The sequence below is a fragment of the Paraburkholderia lacunae genome (assembly GCF_003353175.1).
Taxonomy (GTDB): domain Bacteria; phylum Pseudomonadota; class Gammaproteobacteria; order Burkholderiales; family Burkholderiaceae; genus Paraburkholderia; species Paraburkholderia lacunae.
This window is the reverse complement of sequence record NZ_QHKS01000035.1, coordinates 44,088-69,442: the sequence shown is the minus strand read 5'-3', so window position 1 is coordinate 69,442 and position 25,355 is coordinate 44,088. Positions and strand designations below refer to the sequence as shown.

Here is a 25,355-nt window from a genome sequence, read left to right as displayed (position 1 = left end):
CTCGGATCTTCATGCCGAAAATCCGAGAGTAAACGCGAAATCCGCATTGTTAACAACCCCCTTCTGGCTGCTTTGCTATTCCACCATCGTTTCTGGAAGCGTCGATTTGTGTATAACGAGATGCCTTCTCCCGCCTCGCAAACGTTTCAATTTCCCGGCCTGCCGGCCAATGCCAGCCAACACTCTTACGGCAAGTGAGTTGCCCGACTTGAGTCCGTTCTATTGTCCATGTACGCTTCGCCGTAATTACACAGTTTGTCCCCGAAGGCACACGTTCCTGACGCTCACTCCGTGCGCAACGTGTCGCCACGTTTCCCGACTGGCAACGTTAAAGTCTCATCGACCGATATGTACTTGACGACCCGCGAAATCAAACTGGTTTCAGAGATTTTTGCCGTGCTGGCCGATGCGCTTCCCGAACAGTTGATGCGGCAGGAAGTGGGCGTTCGCATGCTCGATCTGCTACGTGCCGATTATCTTGGTTCGTACGTCTGGGACGACGAGAAAAAAGAGTTCGTCAACCGCGTGTCGTTCAACATGTCTGACGACAATCTGTCCGAATACGAGCAGTACTATCAATACCGGGACACTGTGACTCCGCTGCTGCAGAATTGCCGGCAAGCGGTGCGCGTAAGCGATGTGATTCCGCAAACTGAACTCGTGCGCACTGAACTGTTCAACGATTTTCTGCGCCGCGATGGTTTGCACTGGGGTATGGACGTCTTCGCGTGGTCGGGCAACGACAATATCGGCGATTTGCGCATCTGGCGTGGCAAAAAGCGCGACAACTTTTCGGACAACGATCTCGCGCTTGCCGAGTTGATTCGACCAGCATTTACTGCGGCGCTGGCGCGAGCACGGACGGCCGCCGGGCTGTCGAAACCGGCCAGCCCGAATGTGCCGCTGATTTCACAAGGTGTGTTGAAAAAGCTTACCGCTCGGGAGAGCGAAGTGGTCGGGCTGATCGTGGAGGGCCTGCTAGACAAGGAAATTGCCCACCGCCTCGGTATCTCGTACACCACAGTGCGCACGCATATCGATCGTTCGTTTCAGAAGCTCGACGTCAGTAGCCGCTCCAAATTGATTCGAGTCTTGCAGGCGGAAGCTCGTTAGTGCGAGATCATCAAAGACCGGAATAGCCGCCCACCAGCGCAGTTTTCGTTCGTTGCGCCTGCGAGGGCTTAGCGGAAGCTGTCTGCTCGAGGTGTGGAGGCAGTCGTCTCGGCGCGCCGCGTTGAAGCCGCTCAATGCAGATCTTGCGAAGCCGCCGGTGCGTCGCTCGAACCGTCTTCATAGTTCATCGCGCCCGCGGCATGGCGGGCCGCCACATAGCCGAAGGTCATTGCCGGGCCGAGATTGATGCCGCCCGACGGATAGAAGCCGCCCATGACGCTGGCCATGTCCGTTCCCACCGCATAGAGGCCGGGAATCGCCTTGCCGTTCCGATCGAGCGCCTGGGCCGAGCCGTTTGTCTTCAGGCCGGCGAAGGTTCCGAAGCTGCCCGGGAAGACTTTCACTGCGTAGAACGGTCCATGCTCGATGGGCGCCACGCAGGGGTTCGGTCCCGTATGCAACGGATCGCCGCCTTTGCGGTTGTAGGGCGTCGAGCCGCGGCCGAATTGCGGATCTTCACCGCGACGGGCGTACTCGTTGTAGGCCTTGACGGTCGCGGCGAGCGCGTCGGGGGCGATGCCGCAATGTGTCGCGAGTTCTTCGATCGTCGAGCCGCGCTGCAGATAACCGTTGCGGACCAGCGATCCGACCGGAACAGGGAAGGGCCGCGCATAGCCGAGGCCATATTGACGCAGGAAGCGATGATCGCAGATGAGCCATGAGGCGACTTCCTGACCTTCCGGTACGGCTGTGACCATCGCGGAGGTGTAGTCGTAGTATCCGCCGGCTTCGTTCACGAAGCGCTTGCCGTCGGCGAGCACGCCGATCACCCCGGGCTTCGCCCTGTCGATGATGTGCGGAAAGTGGCCGATGCTTCCGTCCGGATGCTTGACTCTCGATACGGGAGCCCACGCCGCGGGCGATGCGACGTCCGTCACGAGCACACCACCGGCCGATTCGCCAAGGCTGATGCCGTCACCCGAGCAGCTTTCAGGCGGCAATGCGAGGTGCTCGCGACCGGTCGGGGTGCGCGGAAATAGCGCCTTGCGTCGCGTTAGATCATTGGGGAAGCCGCCCGCGGCCAGCACGACGCCCTTCGTCGCACGAATCCCGATCTCACCCGTGGCTGTCGCGACTATTGCGCCGTGCACGACACCGTTCTCGATAATCAAACGCTTTGCCGGTGCGGATTCCATCAGCGTGACGCCCAACTCCTCAGCCGACTTCGCGAGCCGTCCAATCAGCGCCACGCCATTGACGAGTTGCATCGCACGGCCGTATCGCGCCAGATCGAGCAGGTGCCGCGAGAAGCGCTTCGTCACGTGCATGAACGACTTGAGCGAGCGCGTCATGCTGAGGAATGCCATCAGGTCCGCGCCGGCCATGATCGGCATGCCCATGAACGAGGTCTCGCGCATCGTCTTGCGCAGACGCTCGATGAGCGGCCCGAGTTCGCGTCCATCATAAGGCGCGGCGATGACCTGATGGCCCTGCGTGGCAGCGCCTTCAACGTTGCCGTGAATGTCTGGAATCTGATTGCCGTCGACGAACTTGAGCGCGGTGTGCTCGTGGAAGAACGCCACCATGTGTGGGCAGTTGTCGAGAAACGCGTCGACGCGCTCCGGATCATAGCGATGACCCAACTCGTTCTTGAGGTAGGTGCGCGGCTGCTGCGGGTCTTCGTCGATGCCGGCGCGTTTTGCGAGCGGATTGCCCGGCACCCACATCCAGCCGCCCGACCACGCGGTCGCCCCGCCGAACACGGCTTCTTTCTCGACCACCACCACCTTGAGGCCGTGCCACGCCGCTGTAACGGCGGCGGCGAGCCCTGAGGCGCCGGAACCGACGACGAGCAGATCGCAAGTCATCTGTGTGGGGCTATCCATTCGCACAGTCGCTACGAGACCAGACTTTGCCGGGCGTTGAATGCCGCCATGGCCGGGTTCATCAGCGATGGCGACCCGGGAATGAGTCGACTGATTTCCTCTGCGGCTTCCAGAAGGAGCGGTGCGTATTCGTGCAGGCGCGCTTCGGTCAGGCGAGATACCGGCCCCGCCACGCTCACCACGCCAATCGCTTTCTCGCTGACCGGGTGCACGAGGGGCGCGGCCACCGCGGACATCCAGTCCGTGAAGGTTTGGACCGCGACCGCGTACCCCCGCTGACGGGCCAATGCAACGCGTTCCAGAACTTCCGCACCCGTCTGCGGCGCGGCGGGGCCGAACTCATCGGGCATGCCCAAACCTTGCGCTTCGACAAGGGCGAGTGCTTCTTCATCGCTCATGCAGGAGAGCCATGCATAGCCTGTCGCCGAGCAGGACAGTTTGGCTTCCATGCCCATGTCCGGGTCGTAACGAAGTCCGGAGCGGGCGCCCTGCGCGCGGGCCACCCACGTTAATTGCCCGTTGTCCGCGACCGCGAGCCGCACGAGTTCGCCCGTGTCCATCGCCAGCCGGTTGATCACTGGCTGGACAGCATCGACGAATCCGCTCGCCGACAGATGGCGAAAGGCAAGCACCTGAAGCTTCGATGTCAGGACGTACGTCCCGCGTTCCTCTTCCTGACGTACGTAGCCATGACCGCACAGTGACGTCAGCAACCGGTGGGTCGCACTGCGAGGAATCCGCAACTCGTCGGAGATAGCGCTCAGCGGCAAGCCATCCGCGCTTCCCGCCAGCAATTCGACGATTGCCAAACCTCGATCCAGCACGCCCGAAAAGCTGAGTTCCTGCGAAGTGCTTGCCATATGTGCCTCCTTTGGGCGTTGACGACGGGTAAACGCCGACTGGAATACTGTTCCAATTATTGTGGAATACTATTCCACGTGTCGCGGAGTTGTGTCAATATCGATGCCGGCACTGATCGAGCACGCGACCCCAAGCGGCATCCGATAAGCCGCAGGACGCCTTTCCCAAGCAGGTCAATTGTGGAGACGACATAAGACATGTCACAGAAGAATCGCCGCCCGTTGTCGCTCGCCGCACTCACGGTGATCGAATTGACACCGCCGCAAATGGTCCAGTGCGCAGCTGACGCCGGCTACGATTTCGTGGGCCTGCGGCTTCTGCCCGCCACGGATCAGGAGGTGCGTTACGACTTCATCGGTGATACGCCATTGAGACGCGAGACGCTGGCGTGCCTGAAGGATACCGGCCTGCGCGTGCTCGATGCCGAGATCCTGCGCCTCAAGCCCGATACCGACGTGGCGGCCTATAAGGCGATGCTCGAAACGGCAGCCGTGCTTGGTGCGCGCTACGTGCTCGTCGCGGGCAACGATCCCGATGAAGCTCGAACCGCCGATAACCTGGCGAAGCTATGTGACCTTGCCGCGCCCCTCGGCCTGAGCCCGTCGATCGAACCGATGCCATGGACCGACGCCAGGGACATCACGCAGGCCGCGCGTATCCTGAATGCGGCGGGGAAGGCGAATGCTGGCCTGCTGATCGATCCGCTCCATTTCGATCGCGCGGGTTCTTCGACCGACGAACTGCGTGCGTTGCCGCGCGAATACTTCCGCTACCTGCAGTTCTGCGACGCGCCCGCCGAGCGTCCGAAGGACCTCGACACGCTGCTCTATCAGGCGCGTTGCGAGCGGCTGATGCCAGGTCAGGGTGGCCTCGATCTCGCCGGAATCCTGCGCGCGCTGCCGGACGATCTGCCGATCAGCATCGAAGTGCCGATGGCCGGCTGGGCGAAGACGGCCAAGGCCACTGAGCGTGCGCTGAAGCTTCGCGAGGCGACCCTTGCGGTACTCGATACGACATACGGGCCACTCTGAGCGCCGGCTCGACGTGGACCGCAGCGAGGCGTCGGCGAGGACTCCGGTCATCCGAGTGTGAATTGCTCCATGCGCAGCGCATGGAGCGTCCTCGGACCTGACATCGAACATGAGGATGGCCTCCGATACCTCAGGCGACACACCTACTCTTAACGGACCGAACGCAAGAGAAACGCGAACATCATGAGACAAATCCAGCTTGCTGTAGCCGGCGCGGGCGCCATCGGCCGACGTCATATCGAACTGATCCAGGCGAGCACCCGCTGCCAGTTGGCGGCCATCGTCGATCCGGGGCCCGGCGCAGCCGAAGTCGCTGCAAACGCCAACGTGCCGCTGTTCCGCTCGCTCGGCGAACTCTTCGCAAATAACCGTCCTGACGGCGTGGTACTCGCCACGCCGAACCCGTTGCATGTCGAGCAGGCGCTGGAATGCGTCGCCGCCGGCGTGCCTGCGCTCATCGAAAAGCCGGTTGCTCACACGCAGGAGGAAGGCGAGCGCCTGCGGGCCGCGGTTGACAGCGCCAGGGTGCCGATGCTCGTCGGTCATCATCGCGCGCACAGCCCGATCCTTGCGAAAGCGCGCGAGATCATTCAGCAAGGCCGGCTCGGCAAGCTCGTCGCCGTGATGGGCAGCGCCGTGTTCTACAAGCCGGATGATTATTTCGACGTCGCACCGTGGCGACGCGAAGCAGGCGGCGGCCCGGTCCTGATCAACATGATTCACGAGATCGGCAATCTGCGTTCGCTGTGCGGTGAGATCGTCGCCGTGCAGGCGCTGTCGTCGAATGCGACGCGTGGGTTTCCGGTCGAGGACACGGTGGCCATCAACCTGCGTTTCGAGAACGGCGCGCTCGGCACGTTCATGCTGTCCGATACCGCAGGGTCGGCGCGCAGCTGGGAGCAGACGTCGCAGGAAAACACCAACTATGCGAGCTACGACGACGAAGACTGCTATGTCATCGCCGGCGACATGGGCTCGCTGTCGGTGCCGACCATGCGCCTCAAGACATACGCACGCAAGGAAGACCGCTCGTGGTTCAAGCCGTTCGAAACCAGCGTGGCCGATATCGATCGCGCCGACCCGCTCGAACGGCAACTGGCGCATTTCTGCGACGTGATCGCCGGAACCGCACAACCGCTCGTCGCGGTCTACGATGGTCTGCAAAACCTGCGCATTGTCGAAGCGATCGCCGAAGCCACCCGTACCGGGGCAATCGTGAAAACAGGCGGCACCGGCGCAGCGGTCTGAATTTCAGGCGCACAGGAGTGGCATCAAGCGACGCATTCATCATCCTGCCGGGAGACTTCGTCCTGGATTTCCCGGCGGCGGTCCCGGTTCGGGCATCGGTCCGCCAAAGGCCGGATGACGCACAGGCACCTGGCCGCTCATGGGCCCAAAGTCCAATTGCCACGCCTCGCGTCCGGGACCATATTGGAATTCTCGTCTCGGCGAGAGAATCTCCGCCCGTCCAGGATAGAGCGAAACGCTGGCCAATATCGAAGAAGGTTCAACGCTCGGTGCCGCACGCAATCGAACGCAAGCCTTTGGGAGGGGACCATGGTGCACGCGCGCGGCATCGTCGGGGCAATCTTGCTGACCGGTCTGCTGACGTTTTGCGCCGCGGCAACGTCGGTACACGCGGCGGACGGCGACACGCTCGCCAGGGTGAAGGCACGTAGCGCCCTGCGCTGCGGCGTGAGCGAGGGCATTGCGGGATTTTCTGCCCAGGACGGCTCCGGGCGCTGGTCGGGCATCGACGTCGATTTCTGCCGAGCCGTCGCCGCGGCAACGCTAGGTGACGCCGGGCGCGTCGTTTTCGTTCCGCTCACCGCGGCGGCCCGGTTCCCGGCGCTCAAGACCGGCACGATCGACCTGCTTGCCCGCGACACGACCTGGACACTGCTGCGCGAGGGGGCGCTTAAGGTGCTGTTCGCGGGAATTCTCTTCTACGACGGTCAGGCATTCATGGTCCCAAGTAAGGGCGGCCCCCAGAAGGTCGCCGGCCTGCGAAACGCCACGGTATGCGTGCAGAAGGGCACCGACAGTGAAGATCATCTTCTCGCCTATTCGGCGGCGAACCGCTTGAACATCAAGCCCCTTGTGCTGAATTCCGCCACCGAAGCCGGTGACGCATTTTTCGCGCGACGCTGCAGCGCATACACGGCCGATGCCTCGGAGCTTGCCGCGGCGAGCCTGCGAGCGCCGGCCGGCCAGCAAGCCTACGCAATTCTGCCGGAACGAATCTCCAAGGAGCCGCTTGGACCGGTCGTGCGCAGCGATGACGCGAGCTGGCTGATTCTCGTGCGCTGGGTGCTGTTTACGCTCGTTAGCGCAGAAGAGATCGGCGTGACCCGGGAAAACCTGCAGGCGCGCATGCACGAGCCGGCCGTCGAGCGCGCGCTAATCCCCGCCGACGACGTCAGCAGCACGATCGGCGTCGACGCCGGGTGGACGCTGCGCGCGCTGCAAAGCGTCGGCAATTACGGAGAGATCTTCGATCGCAACCTCGGACCCAGCAGCGCCCTTGGTTTCGAACGCGGGCTGAATCGGCTTTGGACGCAGGGCGGATTGATGTACGCGCCGCCGATGCGATAGGTCAGGGGAATATCGGCATGAGCGAACTGCAAATCTACATCGTCGTCGCCGTATTCTCTGCCGTCATCCTGGCGATCGCCTTCAATGTGGTCGACATGGCCGTTGCTGCCCTGATCGGCGTGTGCATTCTGCTCGCACTCGGCATCCTGAGCGCAGCAGACCTCCTCGGCGCAACCCGAAGCTCGGCTGGACCTATCGGTCTGTTGTTCGGCGGCATGGTTGTCGCGCGCATCCTGGCGACCACGGGCCTTTTCGAGCTGATCGGCGACCTATACCTGCAGGCGACCGGCGGGAGCGGCCGGCGCTTCCTGTTGTTGCTGATCGCGATCGTGGCGCCCGTGTGCGCGTTCTTGCCGAACGCGACTACGGTGATCCTGCTGGCGCCGATCATCATCCGCGTCGCTGTCGCCCTGGAAACGGACTTCGTGCCGGCCATGGTGCTGACCGCCATCGTGAGCAACTCCGCCGGTCTGCTGACGCTGGTGGGCGACCCGGCGACGTTCCTCGTCGGGAGTTCGATCGGCATGACCTTCGGAACCTATCTGCAGCGCGTGAGCCTGGGCGGACTGATCTCGTTGGTCATCATCATTGCGCTGCTGCCGCTGTTGATGGGGGATGTGTGGCGCCTGCGGCGAACCTTGCCGCCTCGTGCGCCGCCCGCACGGCTCGACCGGCCCATCTACACAGGCCTCTCGCTCGCCGTGCTCGCCACCATGGTGATTCTGTTCGTCTTCGGCGAAGACCTGCCCACGGGCCTCGCCCCTCCGGCGGTCGCACTGATTGCCAGTGCGCTGGCGTTGCTGGTCGCCTACGCAGCCAAGGTCGAGCCGGTCGACAACGTGCTGCGCGACGTCGACTGGAAGACGCTCGTGTTCCTCGCGTGCATCTTCTGCCTCGTGCAGGCGGTCGCAAAGACCGGGCTGCTTCAGGTGATGTCGCTGAGGCTCTATCAGTTGCTCGGCGCGAGGCTCACGCTCGTCGCGCTGGCGATGATCGCCGGCATCGGCTTCCTGTCGAGCCTGTTGGCAAACGTGCCTGTGGCGGCAGCGTCGATCGTGATGATCAAAGGCTACCTTGTGGCGGCGGAGGTGGTGCCTGAAACGGCGCTTGCCGATCACTTCACGCAGTGGCCGCCTGCCGCCATTCCGGTGTTCGTCGGCATGATGTTCGGCGCGACGCTGGGCGGCAACGCAACGCTCATCGGCGCGTCCGCGAACATCGTGTCCGCCGGCATTTGCGCTCGACAGGGCAAGCCGGTCACGTTCGCCAGGTTCTTGCGCTACGGCCTGCCTGTCACCATCGCTCAACTCGCCGTATCGGCAATTTACGTGTTCGCGTTGAGTCGCTTGATGCGGTGAAACCGCGCGGCGCCTTCTTCTCACTCAAACGCCTGATCCACCCCACGCCGCGAAGTTGACTTCAATGCACTTGCGAACGCCTCCTTACAATCATCTCCATGTCCGCCGGATGCACCTGACCAGGCTCGAAAGCGCGCTCGCATACGCTGTCACAAGAGCGCCATACATGCACGAGTCGGACAATCACCCCGTGCACTCGGTCCGCATTCGCTGCGCGTTAAGGGGCGCTCATGAGCAACCGATCTTCCGGCCCTGCATCCGGGCGACCCGACAGTGTCTCAGCCTGGAGCCTGATCAGACCGTACTGGGTCTCCGAGGAACGCAGAACCGCGTGGGGCCTGCTGATCACGATCATCGCCATCGACCTGATTCTGGTCGGCATCAACGCCAGGTTGAACACGTGGAACCGCGATTTCTACAACGCGCTGGAAGGCAGGAATGTGCGCGAGTTCCCCCAGCTGATGCTTCTTTTCAGCGCGCTCGCGTTCGCATTCGTCGCGCTTTCCGTCTATAACCGCTATCTGCGCCAGATGCTTGGCTTCCGATGGCGCCAGTGGCTGACCACGCGCTACCTGCAGGAATGGCTGGGCGACGCCACCTTCTATCGCATCGAGCGCGACCGTCTCACCGACAACCCCGACCAGCGGATCGCCGTCGACCTCGATTTATTCGCCACCACCACACTTTCGCTCACACTCGACCTGCTCTCGACGCTCGAAACACTCGTCTGGTTTTCGACCGTCCTATGGAGCACGGCGGGCGCGCTGGCCGTCATGGTTGGCGGCACGCCTGTCCAGATTCCTGGCTACATGCTCTGGGCAGCCATCGTCTACGCGATTGGCGGCTCACTCCTGACAAACAAGGTGGGTCACCCGCTGGTGTCGATCAACTACCAGTTGCAACGTGTCGAAGCGGATTTCCGGTTCGGCCTGATCCGTGTGCGCGAAAACGCCGAGCAGATCGCGTTCTACGACGGTATGCGGGCCGAGGAATCGACCGCGCAGGAGCTGTTCGGCCGGATTCGAGAAAACTGGTGGCGCGTGATGCAGTACACGCGGCGCTACAGCTTCGTGCTCAATTTCTATGGTCAGATTGCCGAAATCTTTCCGATCGCTGTGGCATCGCCCCGTTATTTCGCGGGTCTGTTCAGTTTCGGCACACTGATGCAAATCGCGGACGCATTCAGTTCGGTTAGCGAATCGCTTTCGTGGTTCATCAACAATTACGACACGCTCGTCCAATGGCGCGCAACGGTCAACCGTCTACGCGAGTTCAGGCGCGTCATGCAGCTACCTCATTTGAAGGAGTCCGTGTCGCCCGCCACCGAGCATGGCGGTATCAACCTGCACTATGTCGACGAGAGCCAACTCGCCACGCACAACCTCACGCTTGCGCTGCCCAACGGCGAGACGCTCGCGAGCGTGCGCGACATCACCGTCAAGCCCGGTTCGCGCTGGCTCGTATGCGGGCCGTCCGGCTCAGGCAAGAGCACGCTGTTGCGTGCGCTGGCGGGTCTCTGGCCGTTCGGCAACGGCGCGATCGACGCCCCTGTGAACGCGCGCATGATGTTCGTCCCGCAGCAGAGCTACCTGCCGGTTGGCGCCTTGAAGGCTGCGCTCGCCTACCCCTCGGCGGCTACCGACTTCAGCGACGAGGAATGTGACGAGACGCTGCGTCTGTGCCGGCTCGAAGGCTACGTCGGCCGATTGCACGAATCCGACCATTGGTGGCGCGTGCTTTCTCCTGGCGAGCAGCAGCGGTTAGCGGCCGCGCGCGTGCTGATGCACAAGCCTGACTACGTGTTCCTCGACGAAGCAACGAGTGCGCTCGACACTGAGAACGAAGCGCATCTGTATCGCCTGTTGACCGAACGACTGCCGAACGGGGCGATTGTCAGTGTCACGCACCGCAAGTCGCTTGCGGAGTTCCACCAGGAGACCCTCGATATCGCGCGTGCGCGCGAGCACATCGTGGCAGATGGACCGCCGCCGTCGACGTGACCGTTTGACCGCGGAAGCGGAAGCAGAAGCGGCGCCGCAAATTCTTTCGCTTCCAGCTCATGCCGGAGTTCGCCGGGTCATTCGGCGGCTCGCCTAGATCAACTCCAGCTTCGACGTGAGGTAGGTGAGTTCGATTCGATTCGCGACGCCGAACCGCTTGCGCAACTTGCGCAAGTGGTAGTCCACGTTGTGGGTGCTGGTGTCGAGGCGGCGGCCGATTTCCTTGTCGGAGGCGCCTTCGGCGATGCCCGTCAGCAGTTCGCGCTCGAACGAGGTGAGCCAGTCGGTCGCGTGCTCGCGTGCCGCCGCAATCAGTTGCGGCGAGGCGAACTTGTGCACCGAGAGCCCGATCGACAGCGCCTGTTCGATGGTCGTCGAGAGGATCCAGTCGCGGTTGCGACGGGGCGCGGTGAAGCTCATGAACGCGTGCAGGCGGGTGCCGGGAATCGCCATCGCGAACATGATGCCGCTGCACATGCCGTCTTCCTGCATGGTCTGCAGGAAACCGTCGAGCGCCGCACGCGACGCGGCCTCGCGTTCCGACGCGTCGCGTTGGCGGCGCAGATTTTGCAGATCCCATACCATCGGCACGTTGCACAGACGTGTGCCGAGCGTGCGCGGATCGATCTCGTGATGACGCTCGCGAACATAGTCGCCGCGATAGGTTGCGGGCACGAATGCTTCGTGCAGGAAGAGCCGTTCGACACGCTCGCGTGTGATTTCGAGGGCGAAGTAGGCGAAGGTGGAAAAGCCCGTGAGGTTGAGCAGGCTCGTGACCATCCGGTTGCGCTCGGCCGCGCTTTGCGCGCTGGCGAGCGCCGCGGCCACGCCAAGACGCGGCGCGTGCTTTTGCGCGACGACAGCCTGCCTGGGATCGTTGCACCAGACGACTTCGATCAGGCGCTCGCGAGCAGGCGCTATCTCCTGCGAACGATGAGCCGAACAGGAACGAGGCATTGCGACCGGCTCGTCCTCGCGTATTTCGACGCTATACATATAGGGCCTCTGATCGATATCCCGCTTGCGACGAACATGAAAAGAGCGAGTGGCGAATAAGCCATGACTTTCGATGCCGCGCGACGCGAATACAACAACAGAATGCAGTTATCCACAACGCGAACGAGGAATTGTACAGAACTGCGTTCGCACGAGTAATATTAAGTAATAATAATAGGAAAGAAAATCAACTGAATAGGCACTCACTGAAAAACGCAAGTACGGGGTCCTTGTACGAGGCAATACACATCGAGGCAACCCCCAATGACACCGAATGACGGATTCCCGGCGCTTGAATGGTTTTCACAGGCCGACCTGCTTGCTTATTCTCAACAGCACGACCCCAAGGCGGATGCCGCAAGCCGCGCAGCCGACCTTGCCGGATGCCATGACCGGCTCAGACAGGTGGGCTTCAGCACCTTGAATTACATGGCTTTCGAAATGATCGGCCGGCGCGTATTGCGCGCGTATCTGATGCGCGAACTGACACCGGCTTCGTTCATTCAACCGTACATGGAAGCCCTCCTCTACGAAGTCGATCCGCGTTTCATGGCGGTGCGGCAAAGCGGCTTTCCGGTCGTATGGCGGGCGGACCGGTTCGAAGCGGAAATGGCGGGCGGAGCCGATCGCCAGGTGGCCATGCTTTCAGCGAGCTTGCGCGCGCACGGGATGAATAGCGGCGTGATCTTCGGCTTGTCGGCGCCGCGCAGGGACTTGCGGGTCGCGGTGAGTCTCACGTCGGAGGCGCACGACACTGACTGGATCGACGACCGCGTGATGGGCGCGGCGCTTGCCGTCAGCCTGACCGTGCACCGGTTCGCGCAGCCCTACATCGAGGCGCGTTCGCGTAGCGCGCGCGACATCAGGCTGGTCGACGAGCAGTTGGCCGTGCTCGACCGGCTCGTCAAAGGCCTGTCGGATCAGGAGATCGCGACTGCACTGCAAACCTCGCTGCATAAGGTCAATTACCACATCAAAATCTTGCAAAATACTTTCAATGTCGAAAATCGCGCTCAATTAGCTTATATGGCGGCGCGTTTGGCTCCGGAGGAATAGTGGGTTTGCCGGTCGGCATTGACTTTGTAAACGGGCATTCGGTCATTTATTCCAGGTCGAATTGTAAATGCGTCGTGCTGACGTCATTTATTTCCGATGAATTCAAAAAATGACGCAATGCGCCGGTGGCCGACGCATTGCTAATTGGCCGCTACGAAATAACGTAGATAAATCGGCCGGCCAGAAAAAGAGCAATTGAAAAACAAGTGGGCAAATACCAGGCCACGTGAACCTTGAGGCTCACGCCCCGTTTCGTAGTGCACCTGCACCAAAGGGCTGTGTCGACTGGCTCCGGCTACGAGGCGAGCGCGTTCATAGCGATTGCCGGCCCAGTAAACTCGTCTGCAGAAAGAGTCCGCGGCTATGCGCGAATAGCAATACTAAACACGCGCAAAGGCAAGCATTTCCCCAGCACCGGGTTCTTACCTGCGTGCCGCCTCTGAGCGGCCGTACAGCACACGTACAGGGAGTCGATTAGAAACGATGGCCTATCCGAAGGCGCTTCCGCGCGATTGGCAGCGGATGTTCACTGCTGGCCGCGGCATGTCCGGCAAGCGGCTTGCCGCCGCGTCGCCGCGCGCCGACCTGTTTCTCGCGGCTTTCATCGTCGCTGTCGTCTCACTCTTCATCCTGCCTCTGCCCCAGGTCGCGCTCGACGGCATGATCTCGGTCAATCTCGCCGTCAGCGTCGTGCTGCTGACCGTCTCCACCTATGTGCCTTCGGCCGTGAGCTTCTCGTCGTTTCCGGCGTTGCTGCTGTTCACCACGCTGTTCCGGCTCGCGCTGAACATCGCGTCGTGCAAGCTCATTCTGCTGCACGCCAACGCGGGCCATGTGATCGATGCATTCGGGCGGCTGGTCGTCGGCAACAACGTCGTGGTCGGCGGCGTCGTGTTTCTGGTCATCGCGGTTGTGCAGTTCATCGTGATCGCCAAAGGCTCGGAGCGGGTCGCCGAAGTCGGTGCGCGCTTCTCCCTCGATGCGATGCCGGGCAAGCAGATGAGTATCGACGCGGACCTGCGCGCCGGCATCATCAATGCCGACGAAGCGAAGCATCGCCGCGAGCGGCTCGAGCAGGAGTCGCAACTGCATGGCGCAATGGACGGCGCGATGAAGTTCGTCAAAGGCGATGCCATCGCCGGGCTGGTCATCGCGTTCATCAATATCGTCGCCGGACTCGCGGTCGGCACGCTGATGCACGGCATGAGCATCGGCGAAGCGCTCCAACGTTACGCGATCCTGACGGTCGGCGACGGTATGGCGTCGCAGATTCCGTCGTTGCTGGTGTCGATCGCGGCCGGCATCGTGACGACCCGTGTCGCCACACGCGATGCGCGCGAACGCCAGCTCGGCGAACAACTGGGCGAGCAGCTCGGCGCGCATCCGCGCGCGCTGCTGATCGCCGCGCTCGTGCTGCTCGGCTTCCTCGCCGTGCCGGGTTTTCCGAAGTGGTCGTTCGCGCTGCTGGCGTTCGGGCTCGGGACCTTTGCCGTGCTGCAACTGCGGCGCAAGACGACGCTGCCTGCCTTCAATCTCATCAGCATCGCCGGGCGCGTGGGAGAAGCGGCCGAGGCGGGCGGCAGCGAAAGCACGCAGCACGCGGGCGTGACGTCGCTGATCGCGGTGACGCTTGCCGAGGACTTGCGCGCGGAGCTGAATCTCGCCCGCCTGCAGGCGGCGCTCGCCAGCGCGAAGGCGCGCGTCGATGCCGACGTCGGCACCGTGTTTCCACGCATGACGCTGAACTACGACGATGCGGCGCCCGCCGCGAGTTACCGCATCTATTTGCAGGACGTGTTGGCCTCGAGCGGCGCCGTGAAGCCGGGCTGGCTCCTCTGGGACGGCGTCTCGCCCTTGCCGGAGGATGCCGAGCGGCAGGCCGCGGAAGCCTTCGGCCCGTTCACCACGGCGCTCTGGATTCGCACCGCCGACGGCGAGCCGCCCGAAGGCCGGTATCTCGACAACGAAGCCGTGCTGGCGGCGCACGTCGAGCAGATCGTGCGCCAGCACGCGGACGAGTTGCTCGGCATCCAGGAAACGCAGGCGCTCGTGCATCTGGTGCGGCGCGACCATCCGGAGCTGATCGGCGAGTTGACGCGCCTCGTGCCGCTGCAGCGCGTGACCGAAGTGCTGCGGCGCCTGCTCGGCGAACAGGTGCCGATCCGCAACCTGCGGGTGATTTTCGAAAGCCTCATCACATGGGCGCCGAACGAACCGGACGACGTCATCGCGCTCGTGGAGCTGGTGCGTATCGACTTGCGGCGCATGATCACCGACCGCTACGCGGGCGCGAGCCGCCAGTTGCGCGTGGTGTTGTTCGAGCAGAACTTGCAGGAGCGCGTCGAGGGCGCGGTGATGCGCACGAAGCAGGGCAACTTCCTCGCGCTGCCGAGCGATGTGAAACAGGACATCTGCGAGCAGGTGCGCGGCATCGCGAGTCTGACCGGCCTGACGGGCACGCAAGCCGGCACACCCGCGGGCACCCAGCCAGGCGCGCGTCTCGCGGTCATGGTTGCGCTCGGCGCGCGGCGTTACGTGAAGACGATTCTGGAGCCGGTGCTGCCGGATCTGCCGGTGCTCTCGTATCAGGAGATCGAGGAGGACGTGCAGTTGCATACGGTCGGCTGGGTCAAGAACCCGCCGGATAACGGCATCGCCGGCGCAGGCGCGCAAGTGCGCGGGAGCAGTTGATGACCGGCTCGACGATTCTGGATCTCACGCGTCAGGCGCTGATGCTCGTGCTGCTGCTGTCGCTGCCGATCGTCGCGATCGCCACGGTCACGGGGCTCGTCGTGGCGATTCTGCAGGCGGTGACGCAGGTGCAGGACGCGAGCATCGGCATCGCGGTGCGGTTGATCGCGGTGATGGTCGCGCTCGTGCTGTTGTCGGGCTGGTTGGGCGGCGAGGTGCTGCGCTTTGCTCAGCAGGCGCTGGAACGGGGATTCGTGTTTTCCATGGGAGTGTCCTGATGCACGTTCGTGCAGCTTCGCGATCGTTCGAGAGACGGCGTGCGCAGACCGCCGCAATGGTGTTCGTCGCGTCCATACTGTTGTCGGTCTCGCTTTTCATGGCGCTTGCGCAACCCGCGCGCGCGGCCGAGCTGCGCTGGCGCAACCGGCCCTTCACGATCGTCGCGAACGGCAAGCGGATCGCCGATTTCATTCGCGAACTGGCGTCGTCGCAAGGTGTCACGGCGATCGTGGATTCGAAGATCGACGGCACCATCAGCGGGCGTTTCTCCGGCTCGCCGCAGCAAACGCTCGACACGGTCTGCGCGACCTATGGCCTCGCCTGGTACTATGACGGCTCGTTTCTCTACATCGATCCCGCCGACCAGTCGCAGACGCAGGTGATCCCGATTCCCCCGAACTCGGCGAGCGCGGTCGGCCAGGCGCTGCAAACCATGCAGATCGTCGACAAGCGCTTTGCGCTCGTCATCAACGACCGCGCGAACAGCGTCTACGTATCCGGGCCGCGCCGCTATGTCGAGCTGGTGCGACAGGCGGTCAGCACGGTGGGCGACCCCGCGTCGAACGGTCAGAACGCGGACATCCGCGCGTTTCGCCTGAAATACGGCTGGGCCTCGGACTTCACGATCAACCGCTCGGGCAAGGAAGTCGTGATCCCTGGCGTGGCGACGATGATGCGCCGGCTCTTCGGCAAGACGGGTGGTACGAGCGCCGGCGGCGTCGGCGCGCCGCTTGGGCAAGCTGCGCGGCAGGTCAAGCTCGGCTCGGGCCTGACGATCGACGTGCCGCGCATCGAATTCCCGGATGTCGCCGGCGGCGTGCGTTCGAGCGGCTACGCAGCGGCAGGCGGAAGCGCCGCGGAGGGCTCGCCGCTGTTGCGCGATGCGGGCGGCACCGACACGCTGCCGCAGATCGAAGCGGACGCGGCGATCAACGCGGTCGTCGTGCGCGATCTGCCTGAGAACATGCACCGCTATCAGGCGCTGATCGATCAGCTCGACGTGCGTCCGCGCATCGTCGAGATCAACGTGACGATCATCGACATCGACGAGAACTCGCTCGACAGCCTCGGCATCGACTGGCGCCTGCACACCACGCACGGCGATATCCAGATCGGCAACGGCGAGAACCCGCTCAACGGCAACACGCAGTACGGCACCAGCGGCAATCCGCCGCTCACGTTCGGCACCGGCTCGACCGAAGCCGGGCAGACCGGCACCTTCATGCCGACGGGCATTGCGCTGACCGCATCGATCGGCGGCGCGCTGCGCAACTATCTGCTCACGCGCGTCAATGCGCTGCAGCAGACCGGCCACGCCGAGCTGCACTCGAAGCCGAAGGTGCTCGCGCTCGACAATACCGAAGCGATTCTCGAAAACCTCACGCAGTTCTACGTGCAGGTGCAGGGCTATCAGGATTCGTCGCTCTACAGCGTGACGAGCGGCACGAGCATCAAGGTGACGCCGCTGATCGTCGACGACCGCACGCATGACGCGAGCGGCGCGAGCGCGCAAAGCGTGATGATGTCGCTCGACATTCAGGACGGCAACATCGTGCCGAACCAGAGCGTGTCGAACGTGCCGGTGATCCAGCAGCGCAACATCGTGACGAAGACGATGATCGACGAAGGCAAGAGCCTCCTGATCGCCGGCTTCAACAACGACCAGGTGCAGCTCAACAAGAGCGGCGTGCCGTGGCTGTCGGAGATTCCGCTGATCGGCAGCCTGTTCAGGTACACGGACAAGAACGGCCAGCACTCGGAACGCTTCTATCTGCTCACGCCGCGCATCGTCAGCAACGCGACCATGTATGCGCCCGACGGCTCGCCGGTCAATCCCAGTTTCGACAGCGTGCCCGACGCGAGCGGTCTCGCCATGTACCGCGCGCCGGATAACGACAGTCTCGTGCCACTCGCCCCGAAGCCGCTGCCGGGCACGCCGCTCGGCGCGCCGCTGCCCCCGCCGCCGAAGGATCCCGCCGCCGAGGCGCCGAAGCCGACCGCAGGACCGCCGAATGCAAACGAGCACCCTTGATGCGCATGCCGGCGCGCCAGGGTTGCGCGCAGCGCCCCAGGAAGCGGTGGCCTCGCCGTGGAACCTGTGCTTCCTGAGCGGGCCGATGTACGGCCGCACGATGTCGCTCGCGCGTGGCGCCAACTGGGTTGGCACGGCGGCGGATTGCGAAGTGATCCTGCCCGATCGCGAGATCGGCGCGCGCCAGGTGTGCCTGCAAGTCGGCGCGCTTGCGGTGACGGTGCAGAACCACGGCGGCCCGGACACGGCGCCGGTGCTGTTCAACGACGAGCCGCTCGCCGGACGCCGTTCGTTCATGCCGGGTGATGTGGTGACGGTGGGTTCGATCAAGCTGGGTATCGCCAGCAACGGGCAAGCCGCTGCGCCGCTGCCTGCGGACGGGGAAGAGGTGCGCCCCGCGCGCGATGCCGCCTGGCTCGGCTGGGCCGCGAACGCGCTGCGGCGGCTCGGCAGCCGGCGCTCCGTGCTGGTGCTGGTCGCGCTGTGGGTCGGCGTGCTGCTCGGCGCGCTCGGCTATGGGCTCGTCGCGCTGTCGGGCAGCCTGCCGTGGCAGCACGAATCGCCGCTCGGCCGCGTGCACCGCTTGCAGCAGGCACTGCGCGCGTACCCGGAGCTCGCCGTCGCAGCGCGCGACGACGGCGAGCTCGTGTCCGGCTATGTGAAGAGCGCGGCCGAGCGCGACCGGGTCGCGCAAATCGTGGCGGGCGTCGATAACGCTGCGCTCGGCACCGTGTACATCGTGGGCGACCTGATCGCGACTGCGCAGACCTATTTCAGCGATACGCCGCTGAAAGTGTCTTATCTCGGACGCGGGCGGATCGAAGTGACTGGCGAGGCGCCGCAGGCGCAGATCGCGCTGCGCCTCCAGAACTACGTGAAGGACGCTCGACCCGCGCTCGAAGTCGTCGATCACATCCACTACGCGGACGAGCGTGAGAACCGCGCGGCAACGCTCGGCGGTACGGGCGGCGTGCCGGAGATCGCCACCGTATTTGCCGGCGACGACGATCAGCGTTTCATCGAAACGGCGGACGGCAGCCGCTATTTCGAAGGCGCGCGGATGAAGGACGGCTTGAGCGTCGCGTCGATCAGTCCCGAGGCCGTGGTGTTCGAGCGCGATGGGCGGCGCATCACGATACCGCTCACCGCCGGCGGCAACGGCAGCGCGGCCGACGCGCCAACGTCCACGGCCGCCGCGTCAACGTCAACGGTTGCCGCGAGCGGCGCGGCTGCGGGTGTCGCGCTGCCGGTGGCGGGGCAGGCGCCGGCTTCGGCATCGGTTGCCGCGGCGGCGGCGTATTCCGCCGGTTCGGGTGCGCTGCCGGCGTCGGCGGCGAGGTCGGCGGCGTCGCCGGCCAGGTAGCAGCGACGCATTTTTGCATGGCACGGCGTGCCGGGGCAGTGTGTCCCGCACGGCCGGGCTCACCAGGACGCAGGCCGCCGCATTCATGCGACGGCAGGCGGGACCGGTGCGCCGACACCTGTCGGCGGCCGGCGTTTTCAACTACCAAGTGAAGGAGCAGCAAATGGGTGCGACTACCCCGGTTTCGAACAACGATGTCCAGGACCAGGCCAACCAGCTGATGCAGGAGCAAACGAAGCTAACCGAAATCAACTTCCAGGTGCAGCAATCGACGGCCACGTTCCAGACCTCGACGGCGGTGACCGCGCAGGCCGGCACCGCAGCCGCGCAAGCCGCGCAGCACATCGGCTCGGCCGGTCGCGCATGAAAGCGGGCGCCAGCCGCCGGTCCGACGACCGGCGTGCGTGCGCACGCACGAAGCGGCTGGCTTGCCCGCAGCGCGCAGTGATTTCCTGAAGGAGCAGATCATGACAGTCCCAGGGGTCGCGCCGCCGGCTGCGGCGGCGCTCGCCAGCGCCACGCAGACGAACGGCGCGGGCGATCCGGCTCACGTGAAGCATTTCGACACGCTGATGGGGAAACCCGATCAGTCGCAGGCGGCAACCTCGCCGACTTCGCCGACTTCGTCGACTTCGCCGGCGGCAACACAACCGGCCTCCGCGATTCAGTCGGTGCAACTGCACAGCGCGCCGGATGCAATCCCCGGCGTGCAGATGACGCCTGCCGAAGCGAGCCGCTCGTCGCTCGCGGAGCGCCTGCGCACGTACGGCAACGATCTCGATCAGCGGTACGCGGGCATCGAGAAGCATCGCGAACAGATGCTGACGTCGATGCCGAAGCTCGGTCAGGACCCGCTGATGGAGATGGCGCAGATGATGGACTTCCAGTGGTCCGCCTCCACGACGATTGCCGAGTATCAACTGAGCATGTCGGTCGCGCAGGCGGTGAACGGCTTTTCGCATTCGATTCTGAAGAATCAGGAATGACGAATGACACATCACCCATGACAGCGGCTCGATGAGCCCAGCCCAGCAATGACGAATTTCCAACCGACCCGGCCAACTCGCGCGGCGCGTCCGCTTGCCCGGCTCGCGCTCGTGTGCGCGCTCCTGCTGCTCGCGGGCTGCCAGCGCGAACTGTATTCCGGGCTTTCCGAAGCCGATGCCAACCAGATGCTGGCGGTGCTCGGCGATGCGGGTATTCCGGCAGAGAAGGAAAACGACGCGCGCGACGCTTCCGATAAGCAGGCCTGGCAGCTCACGGTCGACGACGGCGACCTGCATGCCGCGCTCACGGTGCTGCATGCGCAAGGCTTGCCGAAGCCGAGCTATGAGAGTCTCGGCGAGCTATTCCAGAAGCAGGGGCTGGTTTCCACGCCTGCCGAAGAACGCGTGCGCTATCTATACGGCGTGTCGCAGGACCTGTCGCGCACGCTGCAGGATATCGAGGGCGTGGTGGTCGCGCACGTGCAGGTCGTGATTCCGGAGAACGATCCACTGGCCGACAAGATCAAGCCTTCGTCGGCGGCGGTGTACATCCGCTATAAATCCGGCGTCGATCTGCGCGCGATGGCGCCCATGGTCAAGGATCTGGTCGCGCACAGCATCGAAGGTCTGCAATACGACAACGTGTCGCTGTTCCTGCAGCCGGCCGACGCGCGGCCGGCGCGCGCCGACGGCGTCGGCAGCGCGCTCAACGATATCGTGCGGCTGCGCTCGCCGCTCGGCTGGCTCGTGTTCGCGCTGATCCTGCTGACGCTCGCGATGGTGGTGCTCGTCGGCGCGCGCCGCGGTGCATTCGGTCGCGGGCTGGCATCGCTTCTCGGCGGCGGCGCGCGGGCCGCCGCACCGCGCGGCCCTGCCGCGCAGATTCGCGCGTCCGACGGCACGCGCGAGCCCGGCACCTGAGGCTGAATCATGAGACGCCCGCGCGCCTTGCCGCCGCTCGTTATCATGCGCCGCTCGTGCGAGGCGAAACGCTGATGGATCTCGCCGCCGCCGGTGCCATGCCATGGACGCAGACGCTCGATGCGCCTGCGCCGCCGCAGCGCGTGCCGTTCTATCGGATGGTTTGCGAATTCAACCTGCGTCCGGACACCTATCTGCACGTCACGCGCGTGCCCGATACGTGGCCGGTCGCTTATCGCCAGCTGACGTCGTTCGGCGTTGCCGGGCGCCGGTTGATCGCGCGGCATCTGCTCGACGCGGCCGGCGTGGCCGGGCACTACGACTTCAACGCGGCGAGCCCGGTGGCGCGGCTTGCGCTGTTGCCGGGCGCGGCGCTCGAACAACTGGCCGCCTACGCGGGTTTGCTGCTGCATCGTGCGTGGCTGCGCGAGGCGCTGAGCGTGCGCCGCGTGCGCGCCGAGGTGGCCGCCCGATTCGGTGCGGACGCGCTCGACCTGACGCTCGAACGCGCACCCGCGTTCGATGCGCTCGGCGAAACGCTCGAACCCTGGCGCGCCGACCCCGCCGCGCTGCCGCCGACGATCCGCGCGCGCGGCGGCCGCCTGCTCGCCGATTTCATTGCCGCGGCAGGCGTGCCGGTAGACGCGCGGGCGCGCCTGAAATTCAACCGTGCGATCGACAGCCAGGCGCCGTATCTGCTGAATCAGGCGCAGCGCGACATGGTCGGCGAACTGGTGTTTCTGTTCCTGATTCCCGAGAGGCTCAACACATGGGACTGGCTTTTCTGATCACGAGCGACAACCTGCAACTGTTGTCCGAGCGCAAGGTGCTGAAGGAGCGCGAATACGCGACGCTCCTCGATGCGTCCGCGGTCATCGCCACGGCGCGCGCGGAGGCCGAGCGCATCGTCGCGGCTGCGCAGCGCGAATACGAGGCGCGCCAGGCCGCCGGCTATGACGAGGGCGTGCGCCGCGCGCAGAAGGCGTCCGCGGCGCAGTCGTATAGCCAGGCGCTCGCCGCCGCGCAGACCATGGAATCCATGAAAGACGCGATGGCCGAGATCGTCGTGAAGGCGGTGCGCGCGATTGTCGGCGAGATGCCGGTGACGCGCCTCCATGCGGCGGCGCTCGAACGGATCGCGCCGCTGGTGCGCGACGAGCCGTTTCTGATCGTGCATGTGGCGCCCGGTCGCCACGACGAGATGGAAGAAGCGCTGGCGAGCGCCTTTGCCGGCCACGAGCGCGCGCAGAAAATCCGCATTGTCGAAGACAAGGATCTGGCGAGCGCGGCGTGCATGGTCGAAACGCCCTCCGGCCGTATCGACGCGAGCCTCGAATTGCAGATCGATGCGCTGCGCCAGGCGATTCGCCGCGAGCCGCTCGGGGGCGCCGCGCGATGAGCGAATTCCGCTTCGGCGCCGCGCCGCGGCCGGACGCCGACGACCCCGTCGACGAAGCCGACCCAGCGGCAGGCGGTGAAGCGCTCGATCGCGGCCGGCTGGTCGGCGACCTGGAGGCGGGGCTCGCGTTTTTCTCGCCGGTTTCGGTGCAAGGGCGGGTGAATCACGCGGTCGGGCAGATTCTGAACGCGACCGGCATCCGCGCGCGGCTCGGTGAAATTTGCGAGCTGCGCACGCCGAACCAGCCGACCTTGCTCGCCGAGGTGGTCGGCTTCTCCAGGCAGACGACTTTGCTCACGCCGCTTGGCGAGGTGGCCGGTTTGTCGCCCGAAACAACGGTCGTGCCGTCCGGCCGCGAGCATGTGTTTGCGGTGGGTAGGGGGCTTTTCGGGCGCGTGCTCGACGGGCTCGGCCAGCCGCTCGACGGCCGCGGACCCGTGGCCGGCGCCGTCTGGGTATCGACGCAGCAGAATCCGCCGAATCCGCTCGCGCGGCAGATGATCGACACGCCGTTCGCGACCGGCGTGCGCGTGATCGACGGCCTGATGACGCTCGGCGTCGGCCAGCGGGTCGGCATCTTCGCGCCGTCCGGCGTCGGCAAGAGCACGCTGTTGGGGATGATCGCGCGTGGCGCGCAAGCGGACGTGAACGTGATCGCGCTGGTCGGCGAGCGCGGGCGCGAGGTGCGCGAATTTATCGAACACAGCCTGTCGCCGGACGTGCGCGCGCGCTCGATCGTCGTCGTGTCGACCTCCGACCGGCCCGCGATGGAGCGTGTCAAGTCGGCGCTGGTCGCCACCGCGATCGCCGAGTACTTTCGCGACGAGGGCAAGCGCGTGCTGCTGCTCGTCGATTCGCTCACGCGCTTTGCGCGCGCACAGCGCGAAGTCGGCCTCGCGTCCGGCGAGCCGCCGACGCGGCGCAGTTTTCCGCCCTCCACCTTCGCCGTGCTGCCGCGTCTGCTCGAGCGTGCGGGGCAGGGCGAGCGCGGCTCGATCACGGCGCTGTATACGGTGCTGGTCGAAGGCGACGAGGAGTCCGATCCGATCGCCGAGGAAGTGCGCTCGATCCTCGACGGTCATATCGTGCTGTCGCGCAAGATCGCGCTCGCCAACCGCTATCCGGCGATCGACGTGCTGGCGAGCCTGTCGCGCGTGATGCCGCTCGTCGCATCGCGCGCGCATCAGATGGGCGCGGCGCGCGTGCGCGAACTGCTCGCGAAATATCAGGAGATCGAACTGCTCGTGCAGATCGGCGAATACCGCGAAGGCAGCGACCGGCTCGGCGATCTGGCGTTGCGCGCGCGCGACTTGCTCGGCGCGTTCTGCACGCAGACGGCGAGCGAGGACATCCGTTTCGAGGAGACCCTCGCGAGGCTCATCAAACTGGCGAACGACCATGCCTGACGACGGTGAAATCCTGACCACGCTCGCGCGGCTGCGCCGGGTGCGCGAAATGCGCAGCCAGCTGGCGCGCGTCGCGGCGGCCCGCCAGCAGGGCATCGCGGCGCAAAGCCGACGCGCGCTCGTCGAGGCGCAAGACGGCCTGACGCGGCAAATCGAGGAGAAGGCCGCGATCCAGCAGCGGCTCGCGGCTGTCGGCGCGCGCGAAGCGTCGGCGCGCACCTTGCAGGATGCCGCCGTCGATGCGCGGGCGGCGAACGTGCAGATCGGCGCGGCCAACCGCTCGCTTGCCGACGCAAGGACGCAGCACGACGGTAACGAAGCGCAGCTCGCGCAGCTGCAGCATGCGGCGCGCCGCGCGAAAGCAGCCGAGGACAAGCTGGAGAAAGCCGGCGAGCGCCATACGCGCTCGCTCGCTGCGCGCACCGAACGGCTCGCGGACGAAGTCGCCGACGGCTTCGCGGTGCGCCGCTTCGGCGTGCAGCACGCGCTCGTGCAGGACGAAGCCGAAGCCAACGATAACGGCAACGACAACGACGACGGCCCCGCCGTTCCGTCTGCGCGCCCGGGTGGCCGATGCTAGCGCAGGTGCAGGATTTCAACGATATCGCCGGCAGCTTGCGGCCGCTCATGTACGTGATGCCGCGTCTCTTGCCGATCATGCTGATTGTGCCCGTGTTCAACGAGGAGATCGTGACGGGCCTCGTGCGCAACGGCCTTGCGGTCGTGATCGCCGCGTTCGTCGCGCCGGCGATCGACGTGGCACAGATTGTCAGCATGCCGTTCCTGCTGTGGTGCCTGCTCGTCGCCAAGGAGGCGGTGGTCGGCGTGCTGCTCGCGGGCGCCTTCAGCGCCGTGCTGTTCGCGATCCAGAGCATCGGTTACCTGATCGACTTCCAGACCGGCAGCGGCAACGCCTCGTTCTTCGATCCGATGGGCGCCCATGAGGGCGGTCCCACGTCGGGTTTTCTGAACTTCGTCGCGCTGACGCTGTTCGTGACGGCGGGCGGGCTGCAGTCGCTCGTGCGGCTGTTCGCACAGTCGTATGTGTGGTGGCCGATCGGCGCGCTCGGACCGGATTGGTCCGCGGTGTTGTCCACCTTCGTGGTGCGCCAGACCGACGCCATCTTTACGTGGATGGTGAAGCTCGCCGCGCCGATCGTGATCGTGCTGGTGCTGGTCGAATTCGGTATCGGTCTGATCGGGCGCGCGGTGCCGCAACTGAACGTGTTCGTGTTTTCGCAGCCATTGAAGAGCACGCTGGCCTTCCTGATGATGGTGCTGTTCCTGCCGCTCGTGTACACCTCGCTGCATGGGCTGCTGAGTCCGGGGAACGGCATGCTCGAACTGCTGCAGAGCTTGATGGCCAATCCGCACTGAGCGCG

The 25,355-nt window shown here is 64.8% G+C and carries 23 protein-coding genes; 20 read left to right on the top strand and 3 right to left on the bottom strand.

Annotation, left to right across the window (positions count from 1 at the left end; genetic code table 11):
* A partial coding sequence (locus tag DLM46_RS39940) for a hypothetical protein (RefSeq protein WP_208866388.1) occupies positions 1 to 198 on the top strand: 198 nt, incomplete at its 5' end.
* Positions 199 to 354: 156 nt separating this feature from the next.
* Complete coding sequence (locus tag DLM46_RS33790) at positions 355 to 1,113, top strand: response regulator transcription factor (protein WP_165848118.1); 759 nt, start codon at positions 355 to 357, stop codon at positions 1,111 to 1,113.
* Positions 1,114 to 1,244: 131 nt separating this feature from the next.
* Here DLM46_RS33790 and DLM46_RS33785 read toward each other — a convergent pair whose 3' ends face one another.
* A complete protein-coding gene (locus DLM46_RS33785) occupies positions 1,245 to 2,999 on the bottom strand; it encodes an FAD-dependent oxidoreductase (protein ID WP_115108302.1) in 1,755 nt (584 codons plus the stop codon).
* Between the two features lie 11 nt (positions 3,000 to 3,010).
* Positions 3,011 to 3,859, bottom strand: coding sequence for an IclR family transcriptional regulator (locus tag DLM46_RS33780; protein ID WP_115108299.1), 849 nt, complete (start codon positions 3,857 to 3,859; stop codon positions 3,011 to 3,013).
* 198 nt (positions 3,860 to 4,057) lie between these two features.
* Here DLM46_RS33780 and DLM46_RS33775 point away from each other — a divergent pair, with 198 nt between their 5' ends.
* From DLM46_RS33775 to DLM46_RS33755, 5 genes are all read left to right on the top strand, one after another.
* Positions 4,058 to 4,891: a sugar phosphate isomerase/epimerase family protein gene (locus DLM46_RS33775; protein ID WP_115108297.1), complete on the top strand. Its 834-nt coding sequence runs from the start codon at positions 4,058 to 4,060 to the stop codon at positions 4,889 to 4,891.
* A gap of 183 nt (positions 4,892 to 5,074) precedes the next feature.
* Complete coding sequence (locus tag DLM46_RS33770; protein WP_115108294.1) at positions 5,075 to 6,139, top strand: Gfo/Idh/MocA family protein; 1,065 nt, start codon at positions 5,075 to 5,077, stop codon at positions 6,137 to 6,139.
* 156 nt (positions 6,140 to 6,295) lie between these two features.
* On the top strand, positions 6,296 to 7,486 hold the full coding sequence (locus DLM46_RS33765) for an amino acid ABC transporter substrate-binding protein (RefSeq protein WP_341868618.1): 1,191 nt from the start codon (positions 6,296 to 6,298) through the stop codon (positions 7,484 to 7,486).
* A 17-nt stretch (positions 7,487 to 7,503) separates the two neighbouring features.
* Positions 7,504 to 8,844, top strand: coding sequence for an ArsB/NhaD family transporter (locus DLM46_RS33760; RefSeq protein WP_115108290.1), 1,341 nt, complete (start codon positions 7,504 to 7,506; stop codon positions 8,842 to 8,844).
* A gap of 230 nt (positions 8,845 to 9,074) precedes the next feature.
* Positions 9,075 to 10,844 (top strand): ABC transporter ATP-binding protein/permease, encoded by a 1,770-nt coding sequence (locus tag DLM46_RS33755; protein ID WP_115108287.1) that lies wholly within the window; start codon positions 9,075 to 9,077, stop codon positions 10,842 to 10,844.
* A gap of 93 nt (positions 10,845 to 10,937) precedes the next feature.
* Here the strand turns inward: DLM46_RS33755 and DLM46_RS33750 are convergent, their stop codons facing one another.
* On the bottom strand, positions 10,938 to 11,801 hold the full coding sequence (locus DLM46_RS33750; protein WP_244306469.1) for a helix-turn-helix transcriptional regulator: 864 nt from the start codon (positions 11,799 to 11,801) through the stop codon (positions 10,938 to 10,940).
* A 303-nt stretch (positions 11,802 to 12,104) separates the two neighbouring features.
* Here DLM46_RS33750 and DLM46_RS33745 point away from each other — a divergent pair, with 303 nt between their 5' ends.
* The 13 genes from DLM46_RS33745 to sctT all read left to right on the top strand — a co-directional run bounded on the left by DLM46_RS33745 (position 12,105) and on the right by sctT (position 25,350).
* The gene (locus DLM46_RS33745; RefSeq protein ID WP_115108282.1) at positions 12,105 to 12,896 is read left to right on the top strand and encodes an autoinducer binding domain-containing protein; all 792 of its coding nucleotides are present in this window, start codon (positions 12,105 to 12,107) and stop codon (positions 12,894 to 12,896) included.
* Positions 12,897 to 13,379: 483 nt separating this feature from the next.
* Positions 13,380 to 15,587 carry a type III secretion system export apparatus subunit SctV gene (gene sctV, locus DLM46_RS33740; protein ID WP_115108279.1) on the top strand — a complete coding sequence of 736 codons (2,208 nt, stop codon included), beginning with the start codon at positions 13,380 to 13,382 and terminating at the stop codon, positions 15,585 to 15,587.
* A complete protein-coding gene (gene sctS / locus DLM46_RS33735; protein WP_115108277.1) occupies positions 15,587 to 15,865 on the top strand; it encodes a type III secretion system export apparatus subunit SctS in 279 nt (92 codons plus the stop codon). The genes sctV and sctS overlap by 1 nt, the downstream gene beginning before the upstream one ends.
* The gene (sctC, locus tag DLM46_RS33730; protein ID WP_115108274.1) at positions 15,865 to 17,898 is read left to right on the top strand and encodes a type III secretion system outer membrane ring subunit SctC; all 2,034 of its coding nucleotides are present in this window, start codon (positions 15,865 to 15,867) and stop codon (positions 17,896 to 17,898) included. The genes sctS and sctC overlap by 1 nt, the downstream gene beginning before the upstream one ends.
* On the top strand, positions 17,879 to 19,261 hold the full coding sequence (gene sctD / locus DLM46_RS33725) for a type III secretion system inner membrane ring subunit SctD (RefSeq protein ID WP_115108272.1): 1,383 nt from the start codon (positions 17,879 to 17,881) through the stop codon (positions 19,259 to 19,261). The genes sctC and sctD overlap by 20 nt, the downstream gene beginning before the upstream one ends.
* 163 nt (positions 19,262 to 19,424) lie before the next feature.
* Complete coding sequence (locus tag DLM46_RS33720) at positions 19,425 to 19,628, top strand: hypothetical protein (protein ID WP_115108322.1); 204 nt, start codon at positions 19,425 to 19,427, stop codon at positions 19,626 to 19,628.
* A 100-nt stretch (positions 19,629 to 19,728) separates the two neighbouring features.
* Positions 19,729 to 20,247 carry a hypothetical protein gene (locus DLM46_RS33715; protein ID WP_115108317.1) on the top strand — a complete coding sequence of 173 codons (519 nt, stop codon included), beginning with the start codon at positions 19,729 to 19,731 and terminating at the stop codon, positions 20,245 to 20,247.
* A 48-nt stretch (positions 20,248 to 20,295) separates the two neighbouring features.
* Positions 20,296 to 21,168, top strand: coding sequence for a type III secretion system inner membrane ring lipoprotein SctJ (gene sctJ, locus DLM46_RS33710; RefSeq protein WP_115108270.1), 873 nt, complete (start codon positions 20,296 to 20,298; stop codon positions 21,166 to 21,168).
* A gap of 98 nt (positions 21,169 to 21,266) precedes the next feature.
* On the top strand, positions 21,267 to 21,956 hold the full coding sequence (locus tag DLM46_RS33705; RefSeq protein ID WP_115108315.1) for a SctK family type III secretion system sorting platform protein: 690 nt from the start codon (positions 21,267 to 21,269) through the stop codon (positions 21,954 to 21,956).
* Positions 21,938 to 22,567 carry a type III secretion system stator protein SctL gene (sctL, locus tag DLM46_RS33700; RefSeq protein WP_115108268.1) on the top strand — a complete coding sequence of 210 codons (630 nt, stop codon included), beginning with the start codon at positions 21,938 to 21,940 and terminating at the stop codon, positions 22,565 to 22,567. The genes DLM46_RS33705 and sctL overlap by 19 nt, the downstream gene beginning before the upstream one ends.
* Positions 22,564 to 23,973, top strand: a complete 1,410-nt coding sequence (sctN, locus tag DLM46_RS33695) for a type III secretion system ATPase SctN (protein ID WP_115108266.1) — start codon at positions 22,564 to 22,566, stop codon at positions 23,971 to 23,973. Before sctL ends, sctN begins: the two co-directional genes overlap by 4 nt.
* Entirely contained in the window at positions 23,966 to 24,553 is a 588-nt protein-coding gene (locus tag DLM46_RS33690; RefSeq protein ID WP_115108264.1) for a hypothetical protein, read from the top strand. The genes sctN and DLM46_RS33690 overlap by 8 nt, the downstream gene beginning before the upstream one ends.
* Positions 24,547 to 25,350 carry a type III secretion system export apparatus subunit SctT gene (sctT, locus tag DLM46_RS33685; protein WP_115108262.1) on the top strand — a complete coding sequence of 268 codons (804 nt, stop codon included), beginning with the start codon at positions 24,547 to 24,549 and terminating at the stop codon, positions 25,348 to 25,350. Before DLM46_RS33690 ends, sctT begins: the two co-directional genes overlap by 7 nt.
* The last annotated feature ends 5 nt before the right edge of the window (positions 25,351 to 25,355 follow it).